The following is a 21,673-nucleotide window of genomic DNA, read 5'->3' as shown; positions in this document are numbered from 1 at the left end:
CGGGACATGGGGACAGGTTTACTGTCCCATTTCCACTGGCAGCAAGCAGCCATTCTCGAATATCCCACCTTCATAGAAAAAGCCCTGCACCACCAAAGTGATACAGGACTTGAACGTATTATTTCAAAATGTGGTTTTTATATTCGGAAGCACCGGAACCGTCCCCCTGCTTCCCCACTTTTTAGTTTTCATGATGTTCACTGTTGATTCTGCACACTCTGCCTATCGCTATTAAATTGGGAAATACTCCGACATCAATTGTGCGGATTACTTTATTGGTGAATGTGTCGATTACTGAGACGTTGTTATCAAAGTTGTTCGGGACATATGCTTTTAATCCATTAGCGGTAAAGGCGACATCGCTCGGTGAGTCTCCTACATTTTTCACAATGACATCGACGACTGTATTATAGGTAGGAGATGTGGGGGCTGCGTCTATGACGTAAATTTCATCAGATTCTTCATTGGTAACATAAGCTCTTATCCCATATGGAGTATTTCCGATTCCAACACCTGTAGGAGCCCTGCCTACCGCAATCGTCGTCACCTTATTCGTTCCTGTATCAATCGCGGACACTGTATTACTAAATTCATTTGTTACATAAGCCGTGCTCCGGTCTGGGGTGAGCGCTACATCCACCGGTCCATCCCCTACAGAGATCGTAAAAATGACTTTATTATAAAACTTCGAATTCGGATTGGCATTTATGACGGAAACCGTGTCGTCATAAAAATTCGCAACATAATCCCTTGTTCCGAAAGGGGTGTTGCCCACTGCTTGGCCTAAAGGAAAGTGTCTAACAGGTATAACATCCGTGACTACATTACTGGTAAGATCAATAACAGACACTGTATTCTCTCGAAAATTAGACACATAAGCCCTCGTAGCGTCAGGAGTAATTACGATAGTTACCGGACCATTTCCAACTGAATCGATCGTATCAACCACTTTACCAGCTGCCGTATCAATCACCGATACCGAGTTGTCTTCCCGATTAGCTACATAAACTCTTCTGCCATTAGGTGTAATCGCCACCCCGGTTGGCCGACTCCCTACTTTAATCGTATCGACTACACGATCCGTTTCCGTATCAATGACCGATACCGTATTACCTGGACAGTCATCCGTCCCCGAATTAGTTACATAAGCAAGCTCCCGGCATACATGTCTCATCCTATCCTTATCGCTTCCATGACTGCCTTCATTTTGACTCAAATCCCGCAGTCGTTTAGAACTATTATGAATTCCTCTCATTCTAATTCACCTCCTAACATACTATCCTATGAAAATCCGCGGGACATGGGGACAGGTTTACTGTCCCAATTTCACTGATAACAATAAGCAAATCACGGAGTTTTACCATAATAGAAAAAGCCCTGGACCACCGAAGTGATTCAGGACTTTAGGATTTTAATATCTATATTAGAAAACACCAAAACCGCAACGCCGCTCCCTCGAACGCTAAATCACGATCTGCTTCTTCGCCTCGGCAGCCGCCCGCTCGATGGCGTCCACCCACTCTCCTGCTTTATTCACTACATAGCGCACCTCATGCCCCTCGTGTGTGGTCACTTTCAATCCATTATTGATCAGTGGAAGCCCCAGCAGCCTAGAGCGTTCACGCTCCACTTTCGAAATATCCGTCAATGGAAGATACGTCTCCTCTCTCTGGAAGTTAATAGCATGTGGCTTATGGTGAAGCATTTCTGAACTCAGGTACAGCTTGCCGCCAACGCCCTCTTTGCCTTTCCACATGTTGGCCAAACCTTCGCGAATGTAATGCTTTTCTGTCATTCATCATCTTCCTTTCGTATTTAAATTACTATTCTTCGATCTCCGATGCCTTTACAAGAATTCAAGTCTCTCGAATGAAGCTAACACTACACAATACCCAAAAATACCCAACTTAAAATGCTTATTTCATAAAAAAAATGCCCCCTGTACAATACAGGAAGCATCTCTTACCTACGTGAGAAAAGTTAATTATTGATAAAGCTTTCTCCCAGATTTTAAATTAATGGAACCTTTGTTGACTAAGACAAAGTAGGATAAAAAGGCCATGAAGCTTGCTGAGAACATAACAATTCCCATTGGGATCGCTGTATATTCTCCTGCTATTCCGACTAATGGGGATGTCAGGGAACCTAGCAGAAATGGCAGCACGCCCAATAACGCTGATGCACTTCCGGCCATATGGCCCTTGGTTTCAATTGCCAAGGAAAAGGATGATGTCCCGATAATGCTAATGGACATAACCACAAAGAAAATGGGAATCGCAACAGCTATTAAAGGTGCTTTTACGATCAGCGCAAAAAGCAGCACCAATGCAGCTGTATTAGAAAGAAGCAGACCGATCTTCAAGAACGTTTTTTCAGTAAAAATCGCAAAGCGGCCAACAAGCTGTGTACCAATGATCAACCCGATGCCATTGACTCCAAATAGGAAACTAAAAGTTTGAGGCGAAACGCCATATATATTCTGATAAACAAAGGAAATTCCAGATACATATGCAAAAATACCCGCAACAGTAAAAGCCTGTGTAAATGCGTATCCTGCAAATTCACGATCCTTCAGCAAAGAGCCAAAGTTACCAAGTACTTGTTTAAAATTGCTTGGAATCCGTCTCTCAGCAGGCAGCGTCTCCTCCAGTTTCATTGTAACCGTCAACGTGAGAATCAGTCCAATGCAAGCCAGGACAATAAAAACACCTTTCCAATTGGCAAACGTAAGAATAAAGCCACCTGAAATCGGTGCGACAATCGGACCGAGATTCCCGATCAACATCAATGATGCAAAAAACTTCGTGAGTTCCCTTCCGCTATAAAGATCGCGCACAACGGCTCTGGAAATAACCAATCCTCCCGCTGCCGCAAACCCTTGAATAAAACGGGCTGCAATCAATGTGTAAATATTCGGTGCTGCAGCACATGCTAACGAAGACAGCAAATACAAGCTAAGAAAAATAATAAGAGGCTTTCGACGGCCCGTTATATCACTCAACGGCCCAATCAGCAATTGCCCCAATCCCAACCCTAGCAAGCAAGTAGTCAAGCTGACCTGCACCAGAGAAGCATGCGTATGGAAATCATTCACAATCGTTGGAAACGAAGGCAAATAAGTATCTATCGTAAAAGGACCAATAAGCGAAAGCGACCCTAATAAAAGAGCAAGCTGCAACCGCTTGGACTTTGATAAAGTATTCAAATCTATATTCCCCCATCTAGTTGTATAATAAAATCACACTTTACTAAGTGTATAACTTTAAACCTAAACTTTCACTAAAAAAGTTTTGGGACATGGGGACAGGTTTAGTGTCCCGTTTCACCTGGGGAAGCAGCAGGACCGTCCCTCCGCTTCCAAAACAAAAAATCCCCGAACAAAAAAGTCCAGAGGGATTTCAAAAGTGTATGGCCTAAAGCTACTATGACAGGTTCTCGTATGACCCAAGCAGTTGGAAAAGTCTGTAGATATAATCCATACATATTTCATACTACCTATAGGTAATAATTAACCAATCATAATAAGGATTCCATCAAAGAAAACCGCTATAGGGAAAATAATAAACATCCAGTTGCAAATTTGAAAAAATCTCAACAAAGGAATTAGATTTTCCCCCTCTAACTTTCTAATGTATATAAGAGACATCAAACCAATTATAGGTGTAAAGAAACCCGCTACTCCGTAATTTGGATCAGAGGCATCGATTAATTCTTCAATAAGAAATGCTGAGAATAGTAGATTGATAACGAATAATAACAGTGGAATCAGTATATTCTTCTTTTTCATTGTAATATCAAACAATTAAACGACCTCCATACTATCACTTTAATTAACCTTCGTCGTATTATAATTATTTTTATTGCGCACAAAGAGAGAAGTAAACAGCTGCCTTGAGATGATGTATGCAAATGCACCGATTGGAACGGCATACAAGTCCAGCCACAAGCTACCCTGATATTGTTCTGGATGTTTAAACAGCTGTGGCGTTTGAATTCCGCCAACTATCAATGACGGCACCAAAAAGAAAAGCCAAGGATTTAACACCCATTTCACCTGTACCAGACTGGAAATGGCTTCATACAAAACCTCACCTAGCCCGGCGATAAGGGTCACTATGAACATGCCCATCAACACACTGTATGCTGGTAAATGATTATCAAATTCCGGGTGGTAGTATTCCATAGAAGAATAGGAAACAAGGCATAAAAACGCTGTAACCAAAATAACACTCCACACAAATCGAATCGGCTTATAATAGGGAAAAAGTGTCCTCTTTAACTCCCGATTCAATTTATCTTGATTACCAAAGGATTTAATTGCGTACCGGATCGCTTTTTCTTCAGAATATCCTTTAATTATAAGTTCTTTGACATGGTCCTGAAGGTGTATATAAATCTCTTCCCTTAATTCCTTCTGTTGATCATCCGGCAAATCCAAGGTGATTTCATTTACATACTTCTCGATTATCTCCTTCACGATAATCCCTCCACTGTATTTTCAATTAACTTATTGATTTGTTTCCAGTTCTGCAGCTTTTCCTCCAAAACAGTACGCCCGGTTTTGGTAATAGAGTAATATTTCCTCCGGCCGCCATCCGACCCCTGACTCCAATACGATGTCACACATTCTTTTTTCTCCAACCTTTTTAAAGCAGGGTACAGTGTTCCCTCATTCATATGGTAGGCGTCATCACTTAATACCCGTAATTTTTTTGTCATTTCATAACCATAACAATCCGCTTCCGCTAATAATGAAAGCAATAATATTTCAATACTGCCCTTCAGCAGTTCCCTGTCCATAGAAATACCTCCATTTATTTACATTAACATTGTAAAACAATTTACATCGTATAACAATGCTCTTTCAATAGAAAAAACAAATTTTACCATTAAACACAATCACTATCATTTCAAACAAAACAACATTGAAATAAAATTCATCAAATGAAAGGACAATTCAATTTGAGTAAGTTCTTTTAAAAAGAAAAAGGCTCCCCAAAAGTTAAATTAACTAATGAGGAGCCTTTTTACTTTATGTTAGCAATTTGTCAGCAAATCACTTCAAAACCCTTCTTTATCATCCCAAAACCAAAAACCCCCCCGAACCAATAAGGTCCAGAGGGATTTTTCAAAAAGGTGTGGGCAATGATTACATCATTCCGCCCATTCCACCCATACCGCCCATGCCGCTCATGTCTGGCATGCCGCCGTTTTCTTCAGGGATGTCTGCTACTACTGCTTCAGTAGTTAGGAACATCGCTGCTACGGATGCTGCGTTTTGAAGAGCGTAACGCGTTACTTTTGTTGGGTCAACGATACCGGATTCGATCATGTTTACCCATTCGCCAGTTGCTGCGTTGAAACCTACGCCGATTTCTTCGCGTTTTAGACGGTCTACTACGATAGAACCTTCTAAGCCAGCGTTGTGGGAGATTTGACGGATTGGCTCTTCCAATGCGCGAAGAACGATGTTCACACCAGTTGCAACGTCGCCTTCTGCTTCGATAGCAGCCACTTTATTGTATACGTTCACTAGAGCTGTACCACCACCGGATACGATTCCTTCTTCTACTGCTGCGCGAGTAGAGTTCAAGGCGTCTTCGATGCGTAGTTTGCGCTCTTTCAATTCTGTTTCAGTTGCTGCACCGACTTTAACCACTGCAACACCGCCAGCTAGCTTAGCAAGGCGCTCTTGTAGTTTTTCACGGTCAAATTCAGAAGAAGTTTCTTCTAATTGAGCACGGATTTGGTTAACGCGGGCTGCGATTTTTTCAGATTCGCCTGAACCTTCAACAACCGTTGTGTTTTCTTTCGAAACAACAACCTTCGCTGCACGGCCCAATTGAGTAATGTTTGCAGATTTAAGATCCAAGCCAAGATCTTCAGTGATGACTTCACCGCCAGTAAGGACGGCAAGGTCTTCAAGCATTGCTTTACGGCGATCGCCGAAGCCAGGAGCTTTAACAGCTACTGCATTGAATGTTCCGCGAAGTTTGTTCACTACTAATGTAGCAAGTGCTTCACCTTCAACATCTTCTGCTACAAGCAATAGTGGCTTGCCTTGCTGTACCACTTGCTCAAGGACAGGAAGGATTTCCTGGATGCTTGTGATTTTCTTGTCAGTGATCAAGATGTATGGATTTTCAAGGACTGCTTCCATTTTGTCGGAATCAGTAACCATGTATGGAGATGCATATCCACGGTCGAACTGCATACCTTCCACTACATCAAGCTCAGTAGAGAATCCTTTAGATTCTTCAATTGTGATAACGCCGTCGTTTCCAACGCGCTCCATTGCTTCTGCAATCAATTGGCCAACTTCTTCGTCAGCTGCAGAGATTGCTGCAACCTGTGCGATGGAAGCTTTGCCTTCGATTGGCTTAGAGATCGCTTTAAGTTCTTCGATAGCAGTCTGAACCGCTTTTTCGATTCCTTTGCGAAGTCCGACTGGGTTTGCACCGGCTGTTACGTTTTTAAGGCCTTCACGGATCATTGCTTGTGCAAGAACCGTTGCGGTTGTTGTACCGTCGCCGGCAACATCGTTTGTTTTGCTTGCTACTTCAGCTACAAGCTTTGCACCCATGTTCTCGAATGCATCTTCAAGTTCGATTTCTTTCGCGATTGTTACACCGTCGTTGGTGATCAACGGGGAACCGTATTTTTTCTCAAGTACGACGTTGCGTCCTTTTGGTCCAAGCGTTACTTTTACTGCGTTTGCTAATTTATCTACACCGCGAAGCATGGAACGGCGTGCTTCTTCGCTGAATTTAATTTCCTTAGCCATTATGAAACAACCTCCTCAAATTTTATCGATGAATGTTGAATTGGATTATTTGCCTACTACTGCTAAAATATCGCTTTCGCGAAGGATTAAATATTCAGTTCCTTGGTATTTCACTTCTGTACCAGCATACTTAGAGAAGATGATGCGGTCTTCTACAGCTACTTCAAGAGCCACGCGCTCTCCGCTTTCTAATACACGACCTGTACCGACAGCAACGATTTTACCTTCTTGCGGCTTTTCTTTTGCTGAGTCTGGCAGCACGATTCCGCTAGCCGTTTTTTCCTCTGACTCTACTAGTTCGATAATGACGCGGTCACCTAGTGGTTTTAACAAGTGAAACAACCTCCTCAGAAATAATATGTAATTGGTTATTTATTAGCACTCTTACTCATTGAGTGCTAACACAATTATTATATTAAATAACTCATGCCTATTTTGCAAGCAGGAACCTACAATTTTTTTCGAAAAAAATCCTCCAAATTTCGCGGGCCCCGCCTCTATTTGACACACCTTGATAATATATGCTTATCCAATGGGTTTATTCTAATGAAATCGATGAATGGTTCAAATTTGAACATGCAGGGGATAACTAGTAGAATGGACAGTGATTTCACTTTATTCGGAGAGGAAGTCAGGCACTGTGAAAAAAGAGTATGGCTATATACTGATTGCCTACATAATCATGCAGCTATCCAGCCTGATCGGATATCCGCTTGTCAATAAAATCGGCACCTCGGTATTTGATGTAAATGAGAACCGGATGGAGTCATTGACTACTGTCATTTGGATTGTTTTTAGCTTCACCGCTGCTCTTCTTTATGTACTGTTCGTATTGCGAAAAACCGAAAGACATACCAAAATAGACAAAGCTGAACCGCTTTCCATTGGAGCTTCTATCCTTTGGGCAATAGGCGGGGTCTTCCTTGCGTTCATTGCCCAGTCTGTCGCCATTAATATAGAAGCGATGCTCGGGATCAAAATCGGTTCAAAAAATACAGAAACGATTATTAACATTATTGAAGCCGCTCCGATCGTCATCTTCGTCAGTTCGGTAGTCGGACCTATATTGGAAGAGATTGTTTTTAGAAAAATTATCTTTGGAAGTCTGTACGAAAGATTTTCGTTCTTTCCATCCGCACTCATCAGTTCTTTAATATTTGGAATCGCTCATTTTGAGCCTATCCATATCATTTTATATACGGCCATGGGCTTTACGTTTGCCTTCTTATATATCCGTACAAAGAGGATCATCGTTCCGATCGTGGCCCATGTCACGATGAATACCATCGTCGTGGTTGCCCAGTCTGTCTTTAAAGATGATATCGAGAGAATGATGAACGAAGCAGATAAGATCCAAGGATTCATTGGAGGATTTTTCACATGAGGCCGTCACCATTATTTTCAGGATTTTTCTACTGCGTTTTAGGCGTGTTCTTCACGATCTTCGCCATCCAAAATGTCAACGACCACGGCTGGGGATTCTTTGCATTCATCCTCGTGTTCCTGGCAACCCTTGATTTTGGATCCGGAATCCGGATGATCATGCTGCATTTTCGGATTAAACGCAAACTGAATCACAGCAAAAAGAAATAGACCTTCCGCAATGGGAGGTCTATTTTTTATTCTTCTTCACTTGATTCTTCCTGCTCCAGAAGCTTCTCTGCCTCAAGCGATTTGCGGTATCCGATTCTCGCAATGGCGATGCTGATTTCATATAAAATCAACAGCGGAACCGTCACCATCATATGGGACACGATATCCGGAGGCGTAATGATCGCCGCAATGACGAGAAGGACAAAGTAAGCATACTTCCTGATTTTCCCGAGGAACATCGGCGTGACAATTCCGAGCCTTGTCAGGAACAGCATGACAACCGGCAGCTGGAAAAGGAAGCCGAACGGCACGGTAATCTGGAATAGGAATTGGAAGTATTCGTTGATTCCGATGACCTGCTGGATCTCCATATCCCCTGACAAATTCATCATGAACTTGATGATGTTCGGGAAAAGGATGAAGTAGGAAAACGCCAGCCCTCCCAAGAACAGGATGACGGAAAACGGTATGTAGCTGAGTGTCACTTTACGTTCCCGTTCATACAACCCCGGGCTGATAAACGCCCATAATTGATAAAGGATCACAGGAGACGTCAGGATCACCGCTAAGAAAAAAATCATTTCCATATATACTTTGAATGGATCTGTTATGCGAAAAGCGTTCATCGTCAGCTGGCTTGCTTCATCCGCATGCTGCAGAAAACGGATCAGCGGCTGGGAAATGAAGAAGCTTGCCACGATAGCAACGAAGAAGAAAACGACTACAATGATGAGCCGTTTTCTCAATTCGCCTATATGTTCAAAAATCGTCATATCTCTTTGGTTCATTGCCAAATCATCCTATCATTGCTTTGAGCTGTCTTTTTTAACATCTTCATCGTCGTCAGCCAAGCCTTTTGTTGCGTTTTTGAATTCGCGCAATGTATTTCCAGCAGCTTTTCCAAGTTCAGGCAACTTCTTCGGCCCAAAAATGAGCAATGCTACAAATACGATAACAATCATACTACCTACACCTACCATTGCGCACACCTCCCTTTTATTAACATCATAACGGAAATAATTTGTAATGGCTATTCCGTTTTACTTTCTTCCTGTGACAAATCTGTTTCATCCATTGGATAATGCTTCAGGAAATAAACCAATGACTGCAGCTCCACCGCGAGATCAATGTGATGGACCCGGATGGAGTTCGGGACATTCAGCCTTGCCGGGGTGAAATTCAAAATCCCCTTCACATTGGCCTGGACAAGATGATCCGTGATGCTCTGAGCCACTTGCGCCGGTACCGTCAGGATCGCAACGGTAATCCCGGAATCGGCAAGCTTCTCTTCTAAATTCTTCAAACTGTAGATGGGGACCTCCCCAATGGAAGAACCGATTTTTTCATCATCGATATCAAAAGCCATCTCGATCTTGGTATTGTTATTTTTAAGAAAGTTATAATGAAGAAATGCGGTTCCTAAATTACCGACACCGATCAGCGCAACCTTGGTCAATTCATCCTGATCAAGGGTTTTGCTGAAAAACGAGAGCAAGTAATTCACATTATAGCCATATCCCTTTTTACCCAACGCTCCAAAGTAGGAAAAATCCCGGCGGATCGTTGCGGAATCCACTTTGACCGCTTCGCTCAGTTCAGCAGAGGACACCCTCTGTTTCCCCGAAGAATGCAAGTTTTTCAAAAAACGATAATATAATGGCAAACGCTTTGCTGTTGCTTGTGGTATTTTAGTTAACTCCTGCGTCATAAATTCAACCCCTAAAACGTTAAGTCCTTATTCTTCAATCAATCGCTTATAATCGGGGCTCGAAACTCCCCCGGTCTTCTCAAGCAACTGGGTAGGTCCGATCACCATGCCTTTATCGACCGCTTTGCACATATCGTAAATCGTCAGTGCAGTGACGGATGCTGCTGTTAACGCTTCCATTTCCACCCCGGTGCTTCCCTTCGTTTTGACGGAAACGGTGATTTCGAGCTGATGGTCTTCCCCTGCTTCTTTCCATCTAAATGAGATATCGATCCCTTTCAATGGAATGGGATGGCACATCGGGATGATGTCCCATGTTTTCTTGGCAGCCATGATTCCAGCTACCTGGGCCACTCCGAGGACATCGCCTTTTTTATTCTCGTTGTTCTGTATCTGTCTGTAGACATCCTGATTGACAGTGATGGAAGAAAGTGCGACAGCCGTCCGCGTTGTATCCGGCTTATTGCTGACATCCACCATTCTCGCCCTGCCTTCTTCATTAAAATGAGTAAAGTCCTTCATAAGCTGACACCTCTTTGTTCATGATACACTATTTTTCCTCTATTGTCTGTTGCATGTTGCATATCCACTTATATTGCCGAAAGTGCCTGAAGTACGATAAACTTGTTCTAATGGAACCTAGTAATAATAGAGTTCCCGGCATTCATAGAGGTGAAGAAAAATGATACTACTGCAAGTTCATCAGCTTACAAAATTATTTGGCGCTGAACTTATTTTATCGAATATAAAGCTCGAAGTACAAACAAGAGACCGCATTGCCCTCGTTGGAAGAAACGGTGCAGGGAAATCGACTCTCTTAAAAATCATCGCAGGGCATATGTCCCACGATTCAGGCGAGATCATGAAGCCAAAGGAAGTCTCCATCGGCTATCTCGCACAGAACACCGGACTCGAATCGTCGCTGTCCATCTGGGAAGAAATGCTTTTGGTCTTCAAAGATCTGCAGGAGATGGAAAAGGAACTGCGTTCAATCGAACAAAGCATGGCAGACCCCTCCATCTATGAAGACGAGGAAAGATACAGCCGTCTTCTGAAGGAATATGACCAGCTGCAAGTCAAATTCAAGGATCAAGGCGGCTATCAGTTCGAAGCGGACATCCGCTCCGTCCTGCATGGGCTGAACTTCGCATCCTTTGACTACGACACGAAAATCTCCGCGCTCAGCGGAGGACAGAAGACCCGTCTTGCACTTGGAAAGCTGCTATTGACGAAACCGGATATTCTCATCCTGGATGAGCCGACCAATCACTTGGATATCGATACGCTGTCCTGGCTGGAGCAATACCTTCAAGGCTATCCGGGTGCCGTCCTGATCGTTTCCCATGACCGCTACTTCCTGGATAAAGTCGTGAATCAAGTGTATGAAGTCTCCAGAAAGAAAATCAGCAAATATAAAGGCAACTATAGTTCCTACCTGGATCAAAAGGCTGACGAGTACGAACGGAACATGAAGCAGTATGAGAAACAGCAGGAAGAAGTCGCAAAGCTTCAGGATTTCATCCAAAAGAATCTCGCACGTGCTTCGACAACAAAGCGGGCGCAAAGCAGGCGGAAGCAATTAGATCGGATGGAATTGATGGATAAGCCGCTTGGCGATGAAAAATCCGCGAGCTTCCATTTTGACATTGAGAGGCAGAGCGGCAATGAAGTGCTACAAGTCACGGATGGTTCTGTTGGATACAATGGACAGGCCGTATCGAATGGCATCAATGTCCGCATCACAAAAGGCGAAAGCATTGCCCTTGTCGGACCAAATGGAATCGGCAAATCCACCCTATTAAAAACGATTGTTGAAAGGCTTCCCCTTCTCAGAGGAAATATCCATCTTGGCACCAACGTTTCCCTTGGCTACTACGACCAGGAACAGGCAGAGCTTTCTTCCAATAAAACGGTGCTCAGCGAACTATGGGATGAATATCCGATGAAAACGGAGAAGGAAATTCGAACGGTGCTCGGCAATTTCCTCTTTTCCGGAGATGACGTCTTAAAGCCTGTCCATGCACTGAGCGGCGGTGAAAAAGCCCGTCTCGCCCTTTCAAAGCTCATGATGCAGCGCTGCAATTTCTTGATCCTTGATGAGCCGACGAACCACTTGGATCTCGACAGCAAGGAAGTATTGGAGAACTCTTTGATTGACTATCCGGGTACTATTTTATTTGTTTCCCATGACCGCTATTTTATCAACCGGATTGCCACAAAGGTTGTGGAGCTTTCCGAAGACGGTGCACAGGAATACCTCGGAGACTACGATTATTTCATTGAGAAAAAGAACGAAATGATCGAGCTGGCAGAATGGGAGAACAATCAGTCCCCTTCAGCAGCTTCCACTGCACAGGAATCCTCCACTGATAAACAAAGCTTCTTAAAAGATAAAGAAGCCAAAAAGCTGGAGCGTCAGCGTAAAAGAAGAATTGAAGAAATTGAAGAAAAGATGGAAGAGCTTGAGGCCATTGTGGCGGAAAAAGAAGAGCTCCTTTGCGATCCCGAAGTCTTTCAGGACCACGAAAAAGTAATGGAATACAACGAAATCATCCAATCTTCCAAAGCAGAAATCGAATCGTTGATGGAAGAATGGGCTGAACTTGAAGAATTATTGCAAGCGTAGAATATAAAAGATGATGGCGAGTGTCGTGCCATCATCTTTTTTTCACAGGTTATTCTACAATTATCAACAAAATTGTACACAGAGAAACGTTGGTTTTAACGTTATTCACAGAGTTTTTCCACACTGTCCACAAGACACCTTCGTGTAATCCACAGAAATGAGTGGTTATCCACAGGGTATTGTTGATAGTTTTACACATCAAAACGACATTTATCTACAACTTATGCACAACATGTGCACAAAACATTTGTTCTGTTTTAACGGATTGCCCTGACCTTGGATGTCTCCACGAACGGTTTTTGATATGGCTTACTTCGAAAATGCTGCGTCAAATCTTCCAGTATGGCGCTGGCAGTTGGAGGTCCACCTGCTCCCGGCCCTTGAAGAAACAGCCTTCCCAACAGGTCAGTATGAACAACAATTCCATTATCCACACCTTCTACATGATATAAAGGGTGATTTTCATCTAATGAGTGAGGTTCAACAGCTGCTGTGAGATTTCCGTTTTCATCTTTTCCAATGGAAGCAACCAATTTAATTCGTTTTCCACCTGCTCCTGCCTCCTCGAGATCGTTTAGCACAAGCTCGTTGATTCCTGTGCAGTCTACCTCATCCCACTCTGGCTGTTTTCCAAATACGAGCTCACTAAGGATCATCAATTTGTAAAAGGAGTCTTTCCCAAGGATATCATTTGATGGATCCGCTTCAGCGTAGCCATTTCGCTGTGCCCTCTCAAGCGCTTCAGCAAAGGAAATGCCCTCTTCCCGCATGGTGGATAAGATAAAATTAGAGGTTCCATTCAAAATCCCTTCGATTTTTGAAATGCGGTTGGCATGCAATAATTGCTTAAGGACGGCAATGATAGGGATGCCGCCTGCAACTGCTGCTTCAAAATGAAATTCTGTTCCATTCGCTTCTGCTTCCTTCCGCAGTTTTCCTCCTTTATGAGCAGCCATTTCTTTATTGGCCGTTATGACCGGAATGCCGGCATTTAAGAATTGCTTCCCATACGTAAATGCAGGTTCCACTCCAACAATTGCTTCAATGGCAGCGTGGATGTTCGGAAGCTCCAGCAATTTCTTAAAATCTGTCGTGACAAGAACATCACTCGCTATATTCCGAGATTTGCGGGCATCCTTCACAAGGACCCCCTTCACCACTATATCCGTTCCCAATATGTTTCTTAAACCATCCTGATGGGAAGCAATGGTGCGGTAGACACTTTCTCCAACAGTCCCAAAACCGAGCAGTACCACATTAATCGGCATCCAATCTCTCCTTTATGATAGGTCCCCATTTCTCGAATTCAACGAGGAACCCATCATGACCGTATTTTGTTTCAATCTCTATAAAATCAGCGGGAGTGCCCATCCCTTGGAGCCGTTCGGCAGCATCTTTCATGACCTCCGGTGGATACAAAAGATCGTCCTGAAAAGCAATGAGCAACGTTTCTGCTTTAATCTTACTCAAGGCGTTTTCAATCCCGCCCCGCTTCCTCCCGATATCATGGGAGTCCATGGCTTTCAGTAAATAAATATAGCTGTTTGCATCAAATCGTCTCGTCAATTTCTCTCCCTGGTAATGCAGGTAGCTTTCCACGTCATATTCCAGGTTGCCAATCCCGCTTTCTTCTTGGATTCGCCTTCTCTTGGACCGTTCATTAAAGGCATCCCTGGAACGATAGGTCACCATCCCGATCATTCTTGCTGTGATCAATCCGTTCAGAGGTGGGGCAGTCACGTCATATTTTCCATTCTTCCAGAGGGGGTCGTCATAGATGGCTTTCCTGCCAATTGCGTTAAACGCGATCCCATAGTCTGATAGGGCTGGTGTTACCGCCAGCGGGATTATGAGATTCATAAAATCAGGATGCATGATGCCGAACTCCAAGGTCTGCATTCCACCTAGTGAACCTCCTATGACAGCGTGAAGATGGCGGATGCCCAACTTTTTCAGTGCTTCATACTGCACTGTGACCATATCTCTTATTGTAATCAGGGGAAAATCAGTCTGGTACAGCGTTCCCACCCCGGGCCGCTCACTTGCCGGACCGGTTGTTCCGTCGCAGCCGCCAAGTACATTCATCGTGATTATCTGCCAATCCCTTGTATCGATGAAACCTCCCTGGCCGATCAACCCAGCCCACCAGCCAGGCTCTTCTTCACTCCCGACTGCGCGGTGATTCCCTGTTAAGGCATGGCAAATCAATATGGCTGGCTTCTCACTATTTCCTGCCCATTCAAACGCAACCTCCACCTGATGGAGGATGGATCCTGATTCCAGTTTGATAGAATCGAGTGTGACAATCCCGGTTTCTGCTTTATACGGCACTGGCTTTCCCTGACCCAATCAGTAATGCCTGATTCAAGTCCGCAATCAAATCCTCAACCGTCTCTATCCCGACGGACAAGCGAATTAAATCTTCTGTCACACCCGTTGATTTCAGTTCCTCGGCATCCAATTGAAGGTGGGTCGTTGAAGCTGGATGGATGACCAGTGACTTTGCATCCCCGACGTTCGCTAAATGGGACCAGAGCTGAACGTTATCAATGAATGTCCTGCCCGCGTCCCTTCCGCCTTTGATGCCAAAATTCACGATGGCACCATAGCCGTCTTTCAAATATTTTTTTGCAAGATCATGGGATTGGTGCGTCTCAAGGCTTGGATGCGAAACCCATGCCACGGCGTCATGCTCCTCCAAGTATTGGGCGATTTTTTCTGCATTCCTGTTATGCTCCTTGATCCTTAAATGAAGGGTTTCAAGTCCCTGCAGGAGCAAGAATGAATTGAATGGACTTAAACAAGCACCGAAATCCCTTAAGAGCTGAACCCTTGCCTTTGTGATATAAGCAGCCGGGCCTACATCCTGTGCGTAGCGGATGCCGTGGTAGCTCTTATCCGGCTCAATGAAATCCGGGAACTTCGGATGGTTCCAGTCAAATTTTCCGCCGTCGACAATGACTCCTCCGATTGAGTTGCCGTGTCCGCCAATCCACTTTGTTGCGGAATGGACCACGATATCTGCTCCCCACTTAATCGGCTGGCAGACATATGGTGTGGCAAACGTATTATCGACAATCAATGGGATGGATGCTTCATGTGCGATTTCGGCCACCCGTTCCACATCTAGGACATTCAGGCTTGGATTGCCGATGATTTCCGCAAACACTGCTTTCGTCTTTTCTGTAATGGCACTGCGGAAATTTTCCGGATCCGTTGAATCCACGAATTTCACCTTGATGCCGTACCTTGGAAGGGTGACGGCGAATAAGTTATACGTTCCTCCATATAGGTTTGTCGCTGCCACAATCTCATCGCCGGCACCGGCAATATTGAGGATGGCAAACGTAATAGCCGCCATTCCGGAAGAGACCGCCAATGCGCCTATCCCTCCTTCAAGCAAAGCAATCCTCTTTTCCAGCACATCTGTCGTTGGATTCATGATCCGGGTATAGATATTTCCTGACTCTTGAAGAGAAAATAACTTCTGTGCATGTTCGGTACTTTCAAAGACATAGGAACTCGTTTGATAAATCGGTACTGCCCTCGATCCCGTCACAGCATCCGGTTCCTGGCCACCGTGAAGCAGCAGTGTTTCCAATCCAAATTCTTTTTTTACATCCGTCATTTCGTAAAACCTCCTCAAAATTTTAGATAAAACAAAAAGCCCTCTTCAAATAAGAAGAGGGCTGCGAGTATACAAAGCTTCCTCCTCTTATCTTTCAGGAAATCAATCCTGCAGGAATTAGCACCTTTTCAGATCAAGGACGATCTGATGGTTGCTGAGGTATCATAGGGCCAGCCCCTCCACCTCTCTGGATAAGAGATAAAACTATTCAATTAAGTTAATACACACCTTAACAAGGAAAAAGAAGAATGTCAATTGTTTATTTTGAAATTTCTAAAAAATCCTTTTACCATTCTATCCTATTTTCTTTGGATGGTGATTATGACATTTAATTTTAATAAAGGGGGAGGTGCGGGTGCCTGGGGTGAAGGTGCCTGTCACGCCCCGACTTTTGTCGGTTCGTGACGAATAATGTTGATGATTTTTTATTATGTAGGTGCCGGGGTTAGGCTTTGACCGAAAATCTTGGCACTGGCGCATAGGATGGTGATTTTCGCGCATAGCCTTTGCTGTCCCGCGCATAGCCGGGGATTTTTGGCGCATAGAAGACGAGCGGCGGCGCATAGACGGGCTTTTTTCGCGCATAGGGCTTGTGAGGAGGACCAGCCAACCGTATAATCAGCACTTTTTTCTCCCTCTGAAGACCTTAATTGGATTTTGGATGCCTCAAATATGAAATTTTCTAATCAAAATTAAAAAAATCCCCTCCCAAAAAAGGAAGAGGATCAAATTTTCTACATCGATTCGATATCCAGTCCTGGATGGGCATTCATCGCATAATTGCCCCGGTTGCCTTTTTCGAACAGCACCGTACCAGCGGCAGCGATCATCGCCGCATTATCCGTACATAAAGCGAGCGGCGGAATGATTAACTCAACGTCCTTAATTTCCGCGAAAGCAGATTCAAGGGCGCTCCTTAATCCCTTATTGGCTGCTACCCCGCCCGCAAGAAGGACTTGATTGACTTTGTATTCCTCCACAGCCTTGAGCGTCTTCGTCACTAGGACATCAATGACGCTTTCCTGAAAGCTTGCAGCCAGATCCTGAGGCTCAATGGTTTCGCCTCGCTGCTCCGCATTATGAAGGGTATTGATAACCGCTGATTTAAGTCCGCTGAAGCTGAAGTCATAGGATCCTTCCTCCAGCCATGCACGGGGCAGCTTCAATGTCGGCTGTCCTTCTTGTGCAAGACGATCAATATGAGGGCCGCCCGGATATGGAAGGTTCAATGTCCGCGCCACTTTATCGTAGGCTTCACCAGCTGCATCATCACGCGTCTCCCCGATTACTTCAAAAGAGCCGTGCTCCTTCATGTACACTAGTTCTGTATGCCCGCCAGAGACCACTAGCGAAATCAGCGGGAATTTCATATCCGCAATCAGACGGTTCGCATAGATATGCCCCGCGATATGATGAACCCCAACCAATGGGATGCCATGCGCAAATGCAAGTGCTTTTGCAGCATTGACGCCGACCAGCAGCGCCCCTACAAGACCCGGTCCCTCTGTTACGGCAATCGCATCGATATCGGAGAAGCCGACGGATGCTTCTTTCAAAGCTTCTTCAATCACGATCGTTATTTGCTCAACGTGGTGGCGTGATGCAATCTCCGGCACCACTCCGCCAAATCGTTTATGGCTTTCGATTTGGGAAGCCACAACATTTGATAAGATTTCCGTACCATTCTTAATGACGGCCGCGGCTGTTTCATCGCAGCTTGTTTCTATTCCAAGTACAATCGTATCTTTATTCATTAATAGTCACCCACATAATTAATGCATCCTCTTGATTATCCGTATAGTATCTCTTTCGGATCCCGCCTTCCTGGAATCCAAGTTTTCGATACATGGACTGTGCAGGCAGATTGCTCACCCTGACTTCCAGAGTTGCCGTTTTGGCGCCATGTTCCTGCGCCAGCTTCAGCATTTTCTCCATTAGAGTCAGGCCTATCCCTTTCCCGCGGAAATTAGGAAGTACGGCAACATTGGTGATATGAGCTTCATCCAAAACGAGCCAAACGCCGCAGTAGCCCGCAATCCTGCCATCCAACTCTGCTACAAGATAAAATGCAAATTGATTATTTTCGATTTCATTATAAAATGCTTCCCTGCTCCATGGGATGGTGAACGATTCATGCTCCACCTTCATAACATCCTCAAGATCATCCACCGCCATGAAACGATAAAGAACACTGTCTTTAATATTTTCCATATCCCTTATTCCTTTGCTTTTTGTGCTTCCAGCCATTTTGCTTCTGCTTCCGCAAGTCGAACGTAGTTAGGAACAATCGTATGCACATTTGCAGGTTCAGCATTCATCCCCAACAAAGCTAATTCAGAAGGACGCGGATTGTTCTGAGTCACGCCGGCAAAATGCGCCATGCCGCCAAGAATTTCTGTGATTTTCTCCCGATGAAGCGGCACATCATTCCCCACAAACAGAACAGGCTTGTCCATTTCCTTTAAGGATTGCACCCAATCCACCAGCATGACATTGCAGTCTTCTTGTATTTCTTCCAATTCACCATTTCGGAACTCATACAACCCAGTGTATACTTGCCCTCTCCTTGCATCGAACAAAGGACATATCAAGCCATCGAAATTCCTGCCGGACGCTGCCAGGAATGCAAGACTGGAGACACCTGAAATCGGAATATCCAAGCTCCATGCCAATGTTTTCGCAATGGTCATTCCGATTCTGACACCTGTATATGAGCCTGGTCCAAGTGCCACCACAATTTTGGAAAGATCCGCAGGCTTCGCATCACAATCCTTCAACAGCATGTCAATAGCAGGCATGACACGGATGCTGTGGTTCTTTTTCACGGTGGTGATATATTCGCCAATCACCAAGTCCTCTTCCATTAAAGCAAGACCTAATGTGTAATTAGATGTATCGATCGCTAATACTTTCATTTAAAAATCTCCTCGCACAAACGCTCATACTGTTCGCCAGCAGGAACCACTTCAATTCGGCGTTCATTATCTCCCCGGTGGAAAATAGAAATCTCCAGCCGTTCAGATGGGAGCTGGCTATCGATTAAATGTGCCCACTCGACTACAGTCACACCTTCACCTTCAAAATATTCATCAAAGCCAAGGTCTTCATCGGAATCGCTTACCCGATATACATCCATATGATATAAAGGCAGATTCCCCTGATACTCTTTAATGATTGTGAAAGTGGGGCTATTGACCGTCCTTTTGACGCCAAGACCCTTTGCCAAACCTTTGGTGAAGGTCGTTTTTCCAGCTCCAAGGTCTCCTTCCAAAAGAAGAACGGCACCCGCCCATAGCTTTGCGCCCAAATTCTCAGCAAAACCTTGCGTCTCTTCCGTATTATATAAATTCATTTCAAACTTCTTCATGATGAACTCCTCAATTCATATCAAACAAAATCAGTAAAAAAGAAAAACCCTAGGAATCAACCATCCTAAGGACACTAACCTAACAGTAGTTTACAACTTTTTAAAGAGAAGTGCAAAAGCATCCTGCCCAATCACCGGCAAAGTCATGAATCAGCCAAAGAGGAAATATATCTACAAATATGGAATTACATATAATAATCTACTATGGGGTGGGGTTAAAAACAGATGTCAGACTTTCAGAATCAACTTTACCAAGACATTGCTGCGGCAAATAAAGAAAGGTATTGGCCAGGTTTTGAGCTGGTTGCATTTGCGGTATATGATCATAGCCAAGTCTATTTATTCAATCATCCAAAATTCAAAACGGATCATCAAAGAGATTACCATGTAATAAAACGGAATGAACAATTTAACGGATGCACACTCATCCTGTATGAAGAATATCCCACAGCAATCGTCGATCTATCCTTGGTGGAAGGTTATGAAGATATATATTCCATCCTCATTCACGAGTTATTTCACGGATTCCAGTATCTAAAAGGAGAAAACAGGTTTCCAGATGAAATGAAAGGCATCACGTATCCTTTATTAAAAGAAAATATCGAGTTAAGGAATCGGGAACGAATAAATCTCTTTAACGCATTGATAGAAGAGGACAAGGTTAAAAAGAAACAGTATCTAAATTCTTTTATTGCACTCAGGGAACTAAGAGCCTCAAAAATAAATGAGTATCTAGAATATGAAACCTTAATTGAAACAGTAGAAGGACCTGCCTGGTATGTAGAATTAAAGGCTTATTCAGAGAAAAGTTCAAAATCATACAGTTCCGTGCTGAAAAAATATGGCCAATCCTTATTAGACATATATGAGTCCACTTCTAATTTAAGGAGAAGCTGCTATAGTTCAGGCTTATTTATGTGCTTACTGCTGGATGAGTTTTCCCCGGATTGGAAAGACCAATTCTTAAGTGGAAAGGGTACCTTATACGACATATTCAAACTGCTCTCAGATGAAGAATACTCAGATACACCCAGTGAAGGTGCAGAAATCTCCTTAGATCCAGACGACGTCATTCATTTTGCTCTTGAAAAGAGGGAAAATGAATTCAAGAAATTTCAAGAACAAAAGGGAGTGCGGCTGAACATTTTCGGTGAAATCACAGCCCGATCTTTTGATCCCATGAATATTATCACTTTAGGGGAACGGATGCTGCATAACAACTTCTTAAAGATAAGAATCAATAATGAAGATTATTTGCTGCAGCAGCCTGTCATTGCCTATAGCAAAAATGGGCTTAAAGACATTTATAAATTGAATTTAATCATAAAATCTGAACCTGTCGAAAATATTGGTTCGCTTGCGATTGAAGGTGTTGGAGAAATAAAGGGCAGGGTAATGAAGCAAGGAAATTCTTTTAATTTATTTACAAATGAATAAGCGGTACTCTTCAATATATTTCGGTATAGAAAAAGCTTGGAGCATGCAGCCCCAAGCTTTTTTATATTTCAATTCGATATAATTTTTGGACATAAAAAAAAACGAAATCAAGTTTCGTTATCTTTTAAGTGGCGGTCTGGACGGGACTCGAACCCGCGACCTCCTGCGTGACAGGCAGGCATTCTAACCAACTGAACTACCAGACCGAATTTTTTTGCTTTAGCAAAATAAATATCCTTAATTTACGCCAGCAAAATAACTTTCATTAATTTAAAGCAAATTGCGGGGACAGGATTTGAACCTGCGACCTTCGGGTTATGAGCCCGACGAGCTACCAGACTGCTCCACCCCGCGACGATAAGAAAATAAATCTTGACGATAATAAGTTACTCTTTAAATCATATGTTCAGTTAGCAAAAATATGATAAAAAGTAATGCCCGGCGACGTCCTACTCTTGCAGGGGGAAACCCCCAACTACCATTGGCGCTGAAGAGCTTAACTTCCGTGTTCGGTATGGGAACGGGTGTGG

Annotated in this window: 23 protein-coding genes, 2 tRNA genes, 1 rRNA gene and 1 riboswitch; of the genes, 4 read left to right on the top strand and 22 right to left on the bottom strand. The window is 43.8% G+C overall.

Annotated features, from left to right (window positions below):
- Window positions 1-181 precede the first annotated feature (181 nt).
- The 8 genes from DFR59_RS18105 to groES all read right to left on the bottom strand — a co-directional run bounded on the left by DFR59_RS18105 (window position 182) and on the right by groES (window position 7,117).
- A complete protein-coding gene (locus tag DFR59_RS18105; RefSeq protein WP_114747077.1) occupies window positions 182-1,255 on the bottom strand; it encodes a beta-propeller fold lactonase family protein in 1,074 nt (357 codons plus the stop codon).
- 207 nt (window positions 1,256-1,462) lie between these two features.
- Window positions 1,463-1,795 (bottom strand): hypothetical protein, encoded by a 333-nt coding sequence (locus tag DFR59_RS18100; protein ID WP_114747076.1) that lies wholly within the window; start codon window positions 1,793-1,795, stop codon window positions 1,463-1,465.
- 189 nt (window positions 1,796-1,984) lie between these two features.
- On the bottom strand, window positions 1,985-3,205 hold the full coding sequence (locus DFR59_RS18095) for a multidrug effflux MFS transporter (RefSeq protein ID WP_114747075.1): 1,221 nt from the start codon (window positions 3,203-3,205) through the stop codon (window positions 1,985-1,987).
- 303 nt (window positions 3,206-3,508) lie between these two features.
- Window positions 3,509-3,802: a hypothetical protein gene (locus DFR59_RS18090; RefSeq protein ID WP_114747074.1), complete on the bottom strand. Its 294-nt coding sequence runs from the start codon at window positions 3,800-3,802 to the stop codon at window positions 3,509-3,511.
- 24 nt (window positions 3,803-3,826) lie between these two features.
- Window positions 3,827-4,477 carry a permease prefix domain 1-containing protein gene (locus DFR59_RS18085; protein ID WP_114747073.1) on the bottom strand — a complete coding sequence of 217 codons (651 nt, stop codon included), beginning with the start codon at window positions 4,475-4,477 and terminating at the stop codon, window positions 3,827-3,829.
- The gene (locus DFR59_RS18080) at window positions 4,474-4,800 is read right to left on the bottom strand and encodes a PadR family transcriptional regulator (protein ID WP_114747072.1); all 327 of its coding nucleotides are present in this window, start codon (window positions 4,798-4,800) and stop codon (window positions 4,474-4,476) included. The genes DFR59_RS18085 and DFR59_RS18080 overlap by 4 nt, the downstream gene beginning before the upstream one ends.
- A 349-nt stretch (window positions 4,801-5,149) precedes the next feature.
- Window positions 5,150-6,784, bottom strand: coding sequence for a chaperonin GroEL (groL, locus tag DFR59_RS18075; protein WP_114747071.1), 1,635 nt, complete (start codon window positions 6,782-6,784; stop codon window positions 5,150-5,152).
- Between the two features lie 45 nt (window positions 6,785-6,829).
- On the bottom strand, window positions 6,830-7,117 hold the full coding sequence (gene groES, locus DFR59_RS18070; protein WP_114747070.1) for a co-chaperone GroES: 288 nt from the start codon (window positions 7,115-7,117) through the stop codon (window positions 6,830-6,832).
- A 307-nt stretch (window positions 7,118-7,424) separates the two neighbouring features.
- Here groES and DFR59_RS18065 point away from each other — a divergent pair, with 307 nt between their 5' ends.
- The gene (locus DFR59_RS18065; protein ID WP_114747069.1) at window positions 7,425-8,168 is read left to right on the top strand and encodes a CPBP family intramembrane glutamic endopeptidase; all 744 of its coding nucleotides are present in this window, start codon (window positions 7,425-7,427) and stop codon (window positions 8,166-8,168) included.
- Window positions 8,165-8,377 carry a YdiK family protein gene (locus tag DFR59_RS18060; RefSeq protein WP_114747068.1) on the top strand — a complete coding sequence of 71 codons (213 nt, stop codon included), beginning with the start codon at window positions 8,165-8,167 and terminating at the stop codon, window positions 8,375-8,377. The genes DFR59_RS18065 and DFR59_RS18060 overlap by 4 nt, the downstream gene beginning before the upstream one ends.
- Window positions 8,378-8,403: 26 nt before the next feature.
- Here the strand turns inward: DFR59_RS18060 and tatC are convergent, their stop codons facing one another.
- Genes tatC through moaC form a run of 4 tightly spaced genes read right to left on the bottom strand, consistent with a single transcriptional unit; the run spans window position 8,404 to window position 10,607 of the window.
- Window positions 8,404-9,165 (bottom strand): twin-arginine translocase subunit TatC, encoded by a 762-nt coding sequence (gene tatC, locus DFR59_RS18055; RefSeq protein WP_114747067.1) that lies wholly within the window; start codon window positions 9,163-9,165, stop codon window positions 8,404-8,406.
- Window positions 9,166-9,180: 15 nt separating this feature from the next.
- Window positions 9,181-9,357, bottom strand: coding sequence for a twin-arginine translocase TatA/TatE family subunit (locus DFR59_RS18050; RefSeq protein ID WP_114747066.1), 177 nt, complete (start codon window positions 9,355-9,357; stop codon window positions 9,181-9,183).
- A gap of 50 nt (window positions 9,358-9,407) precedes the next feature.
- Window positions 9,408-10,085 carry a redox-sensing transcriptional repressor Rex gene (locus DFR59_RS18045; RefSeq protein ID WP_114747065.1) on the bottom strand — a complete coding sequence of 226 codons (678 nt, stop codon included), beginning with the start codon at window positions 10,083-10,085 and terminating at the stop codon, window positions 9,408-9,410.
- A 27-nt stretch (window positions 10,086-10,112) separates the two neighbouring features.
- On the bottom strand, window positions 10,113-10,607 hold the full coding sequence (gene moaC, locus DFR59_RS18040) for a cyclic pyranopterin monophosphate synthase MoaC (protein ID WP_114747064.1): 495 nt from the start codon (window positions 10,605-10,607) through the stop codon (window positions 10,113-10,115).
- Window positions 10,608-10,767: 160 nt separating this feature from the next.
- Between moaC and DFR59_RS18035 the strand changes: the two genes are divergently transcribed.
- A complete protein-coding gene (locus DFR59_RS18035; protein ID WP_114747063.1) occupies window positions 10,768-12,711 on the top strand; it encodes an ABC-F family ATP-binding cassette domain-containing protein in 1,944 nt (647 codons plus the stop codon).
- A gap of 257 nt (window positions 12,712-12,968) precedes the next feature.
- On the opposite strand, the gene DFR59_RS18030 is transcribed toward DFR59_RS18035, so the two are convergent.
- The 7 genes from DFR59_RS18030 to tsaE form a co-directional block, all read right to left on the bottom strand.
- Window positions 12,969-13,979, bottom strand: coding sequence for a homoserine dehydrogenase (locus DFR59_RS18030; protein WP_114747062.1), 1,011 nt, complete (start codon window positions 13,977-13,979; stop codon window positions 12,969-12,971).
- Entirely contained in the window at window positions 13,969-15,042 is a 1,074-nt protein-coding gene (gene metX, locus DFR59_RS18025) for a homoserine O-acetyltransferase MetX (protein ID WP_245948528.1), read from the bottom strand. Before metX ends, DFR59_RS18030 begins: the two co-directional genes overlap by 11 nt.
- Entirely contained in the window at window positions 15,032-16,339 is a 1,308-nt protein-coding gene (locus DFR59_RS18020; protein WP_114747060.1) for a homocysteine synthase, read from the bottom strand. The genes metX and DFR59_RS18020 overlap by 11 nt, the downstream gene beginning before the upstream one ends.
- Before the next feature lie 84 nt (window positions 16,340-16,423).
- A riboswitch (SAM riboswitch) is annotated at window positions 16,424-16,537 on the bottom strand.
- 536 nt (window positions 16,538-17,073) lie between these two features.
- On the bottom strand, window positions 17,074-18,093 hold the full coding sequence (gene tsaD / locus DFR59_RS18015; RefSeq protein WP_114747059.1) for a tRNA (adenosine(37)-N6)-threonylcarbamoyltransferase complex transferase subunit TsaD: 1,020 nt from the start codon (window positions 18,091-18,093) through the stop codon (window positions 17,074-17,076).
- On the bottom strand, window positions 18,086-18,550 hold the full coding sequence (rimI, locus tag DFR59_RS18010) for a ribosomal protein S18-alanine N-acetyltransferase (protein ID WP_211318573.1): 465 nt from the start codon (window positions 18,548-18,550) through the stop codon (window positions 18,086-18,088). Before rimI ends, tsaD begins: the two co-directional genes overlap by 8 nt.
- A gap of 5 nt (window positions 18,551-18,555) precedes the next feature.
- A complete protein-coding gene (gene tsaB, locus DFR59_RS18005) occupies window positions 18,556-19,254 on the bottom strand; it encodes a tRNA (adenosine(37)-N6)-threonylcarbamoyltransferase complex dimerization subunit type 1 TsaB (protein WP_114747058.1) in 699 nt (232 codons plus the stop codon).
- Window positions 19,251-19,706 (bottom strand): tRNA (adenosine(37)-N6)-threonylcarbamoyltransferase complex ATPase subunit type 1 TsaE, encoded by a 456-nt coding sequence (gene tsaE, locus DFR59_RS18000; protein WP_114747057.1) that lies wholly within the window; start codon window positions 19,704-19,706, stop codon window positions 19,251-19,253. Before tsaE ends, tsaB begins: the two co-directional genes overlap by 4 nt.
- A gap of 225 nt (window positions 19,707-19,931) precedes the next feature.
- On the opposite strand from tsaE, the gene DFR59_RS17995 reads away from it, so the two are divergent.
- On the top strand, window positions 19,932-21,143 hold the full coding sequence (locus DFR59_RS17995) for a hypothetical protein (protein WP_114747056.1): 1,212 nt from the start codon (window positions 19,932-19,934) through the stop codon (window positions 21,141-21,143).
- A gap of 129 nt (window positions 21,144-21,272) precedes the next feature.
- Here DFR59_RS17995 and DFR59_RS17990 read toward each other — a convergent pair.
- The 3 genes from DFR59_RS17990 to rrf form a co-directional block, all read right to left on the bottom strand.
- Window positions 21,273-21,349, bottom strand: a tRNA-Asp gene (locus DFR59_RS17990).
- A gap of 74 nt (window positions 21,350-21,423) precedes the next feature.
- A tRNA-Met gene (locus DFR59_RS17985) sits at window positions 21,424-21,497 on the bottom strand.
- 82 nt (window positions 21,498-21,579) lie between these two features.
- Window positions 21,580-21,673, bottom strand: a 5S ribosomal RNA gene (gene rrf / locus DFR59_RS17980); the annotation flags it as partial.

The sequence above is a fragment of the Falsibacillus pallidus genome (assembly GCF_003350505.1).
In the GTDB taxonomy this organism is placed as follows: Bacteria; Bacillota; Bacilli; order Bacillales; family DSM-25281; genus Falsibacillus; species Falsibacillus pallidus.
Note: the sequence above shows the minus strand (reverse complement) of the source record. Positions and strands in the feature narration are given on the sequence as shown.

What these genes read in the sequence shown, in the direction of transcription:
- DFR59_RS18080 (WP_114747072.1), bottom strand. Translation starts at nt 4,800, where the DNA reads ATGGACAGGGAACTGCTGAAGGGCAGTATTGAAATATTATTGCTTTCA.
- tsaE (WP_114747057.1), bottom strand. Translation starts at nt 19,706, where the DNA reads ATGAAGAAGTTTGAAATGAATTTATATAATACGGAAGAGACGCAAGGT.
- DFR59_RS18105 (WP_114747077.1), bottom strand. Translation starts at nt 1,255, where the DNA reads ATGAGAGGAATTCATAATAGTTCTAAACGACTGCGGGATTTGAGTCAA.
- tatC (WP_114747067.1), bottom strand. Translation starts at nt 9,165, where the DNA reads ATGAACCAAAGAGATATGACGATTTTTGAACATATAGGCGAATTGAGA.
- DFR59_RS18100 (WP_114747076.1), bottom strand. Translation starts at nt 1,795, where the DNA reads ATGACAGAAAAGCATTACATTCGCGAAGGTTTGGCCAACATGTGGAAA.
- DFR59_RS18020 (WP_114747060.1), bottom strand. Translation starts at nt 16,339, where the DNA reads ATGACGGATGTAAAAAAAGAATTTGGATTGGAAACACTGCTGCTTCAC.
- DFR59_RS18060 (WP_114747068.1), top strand. Translation starts at nt 8,165, where the DNA reads ATGAGGCCGTCACCATTATTTTCAGGATTTTTCTACTGCGTTTTAGGC.
- groL (WP_114747071.1), bottom strand. Translation starts at nt 6,784, where the DNA reads ATGGCTAAGGAAATTAAATTCAGCGAAGAAGCACGCCGTTCCATGCTT.
- tsaD (WP_114747059.1), bottom strand. Translation starts at nt 18,093, where the DNA reads ATGAATAAAGATACGATTGTACTTGGAATAGAAACAAGCTGCGATGAA.
- DFR59_RS18035 (WP_114747063.1), top strand. Translation starts at nt 10,768, where the DNA reads ATGATACTACTGCAAGTTCATCAGCTTACAAAATTATTTGGCGCTGAA.
- tsaB (WP_114747058.1), bottom strand. Translation starts at nt 19,254, where the DNA reads ATGAAAGTATTAGCGATCGATACATCTAATTACACATTAGGTCTTGCT.
- DFR59_RS17995 (WP_114747056.1), top strand. Translation starts at nt 19,932, where the DNA reads ATGTCAGACTTTCAGAATCAACTTTACCAAGACATTGCTGCGGCAAAT.
- DFR59_RS18050 (WP_114747066.1), bottom strand. Translation starts at nt 9,357, where the DNA reads ATGGTAGGTGTAGGTAGTATGATTGTTATCGTATTTGTAGCATTGCTC.
- rimI (WP_211318573.1), bottom strand. Translation starts at nt 18,550, where the DNA reads ATGGAAAATATTAAAGACAGTGTTCTTTATCGTTTCATGGCGGTGGAT.
- DFR59_RS18045 (WP_114747065.1), bottom strand. Translation starts at nt 10,085, where the DNA reads ATGACGCAGGAGTTAACTAAAATACCACAAGCAACAGCAAAGCGTTTG.
- DFR59_RS18030 (WP_114747062.1), bottom strand. Translation starts at nt 13,979, where the DNA reads ATGCCGATTAATGTGGTACTGCTCGGTTTTGGGACTGTTGGAGAAAGT.
- moaC (WP_114747064.1), bottom strand. Translation starts at nt 10,607, where the DNA reads ATGAAGGACTTTACTCATTTTAATGAAGAAGGCAGGGCGAGAATGGTG.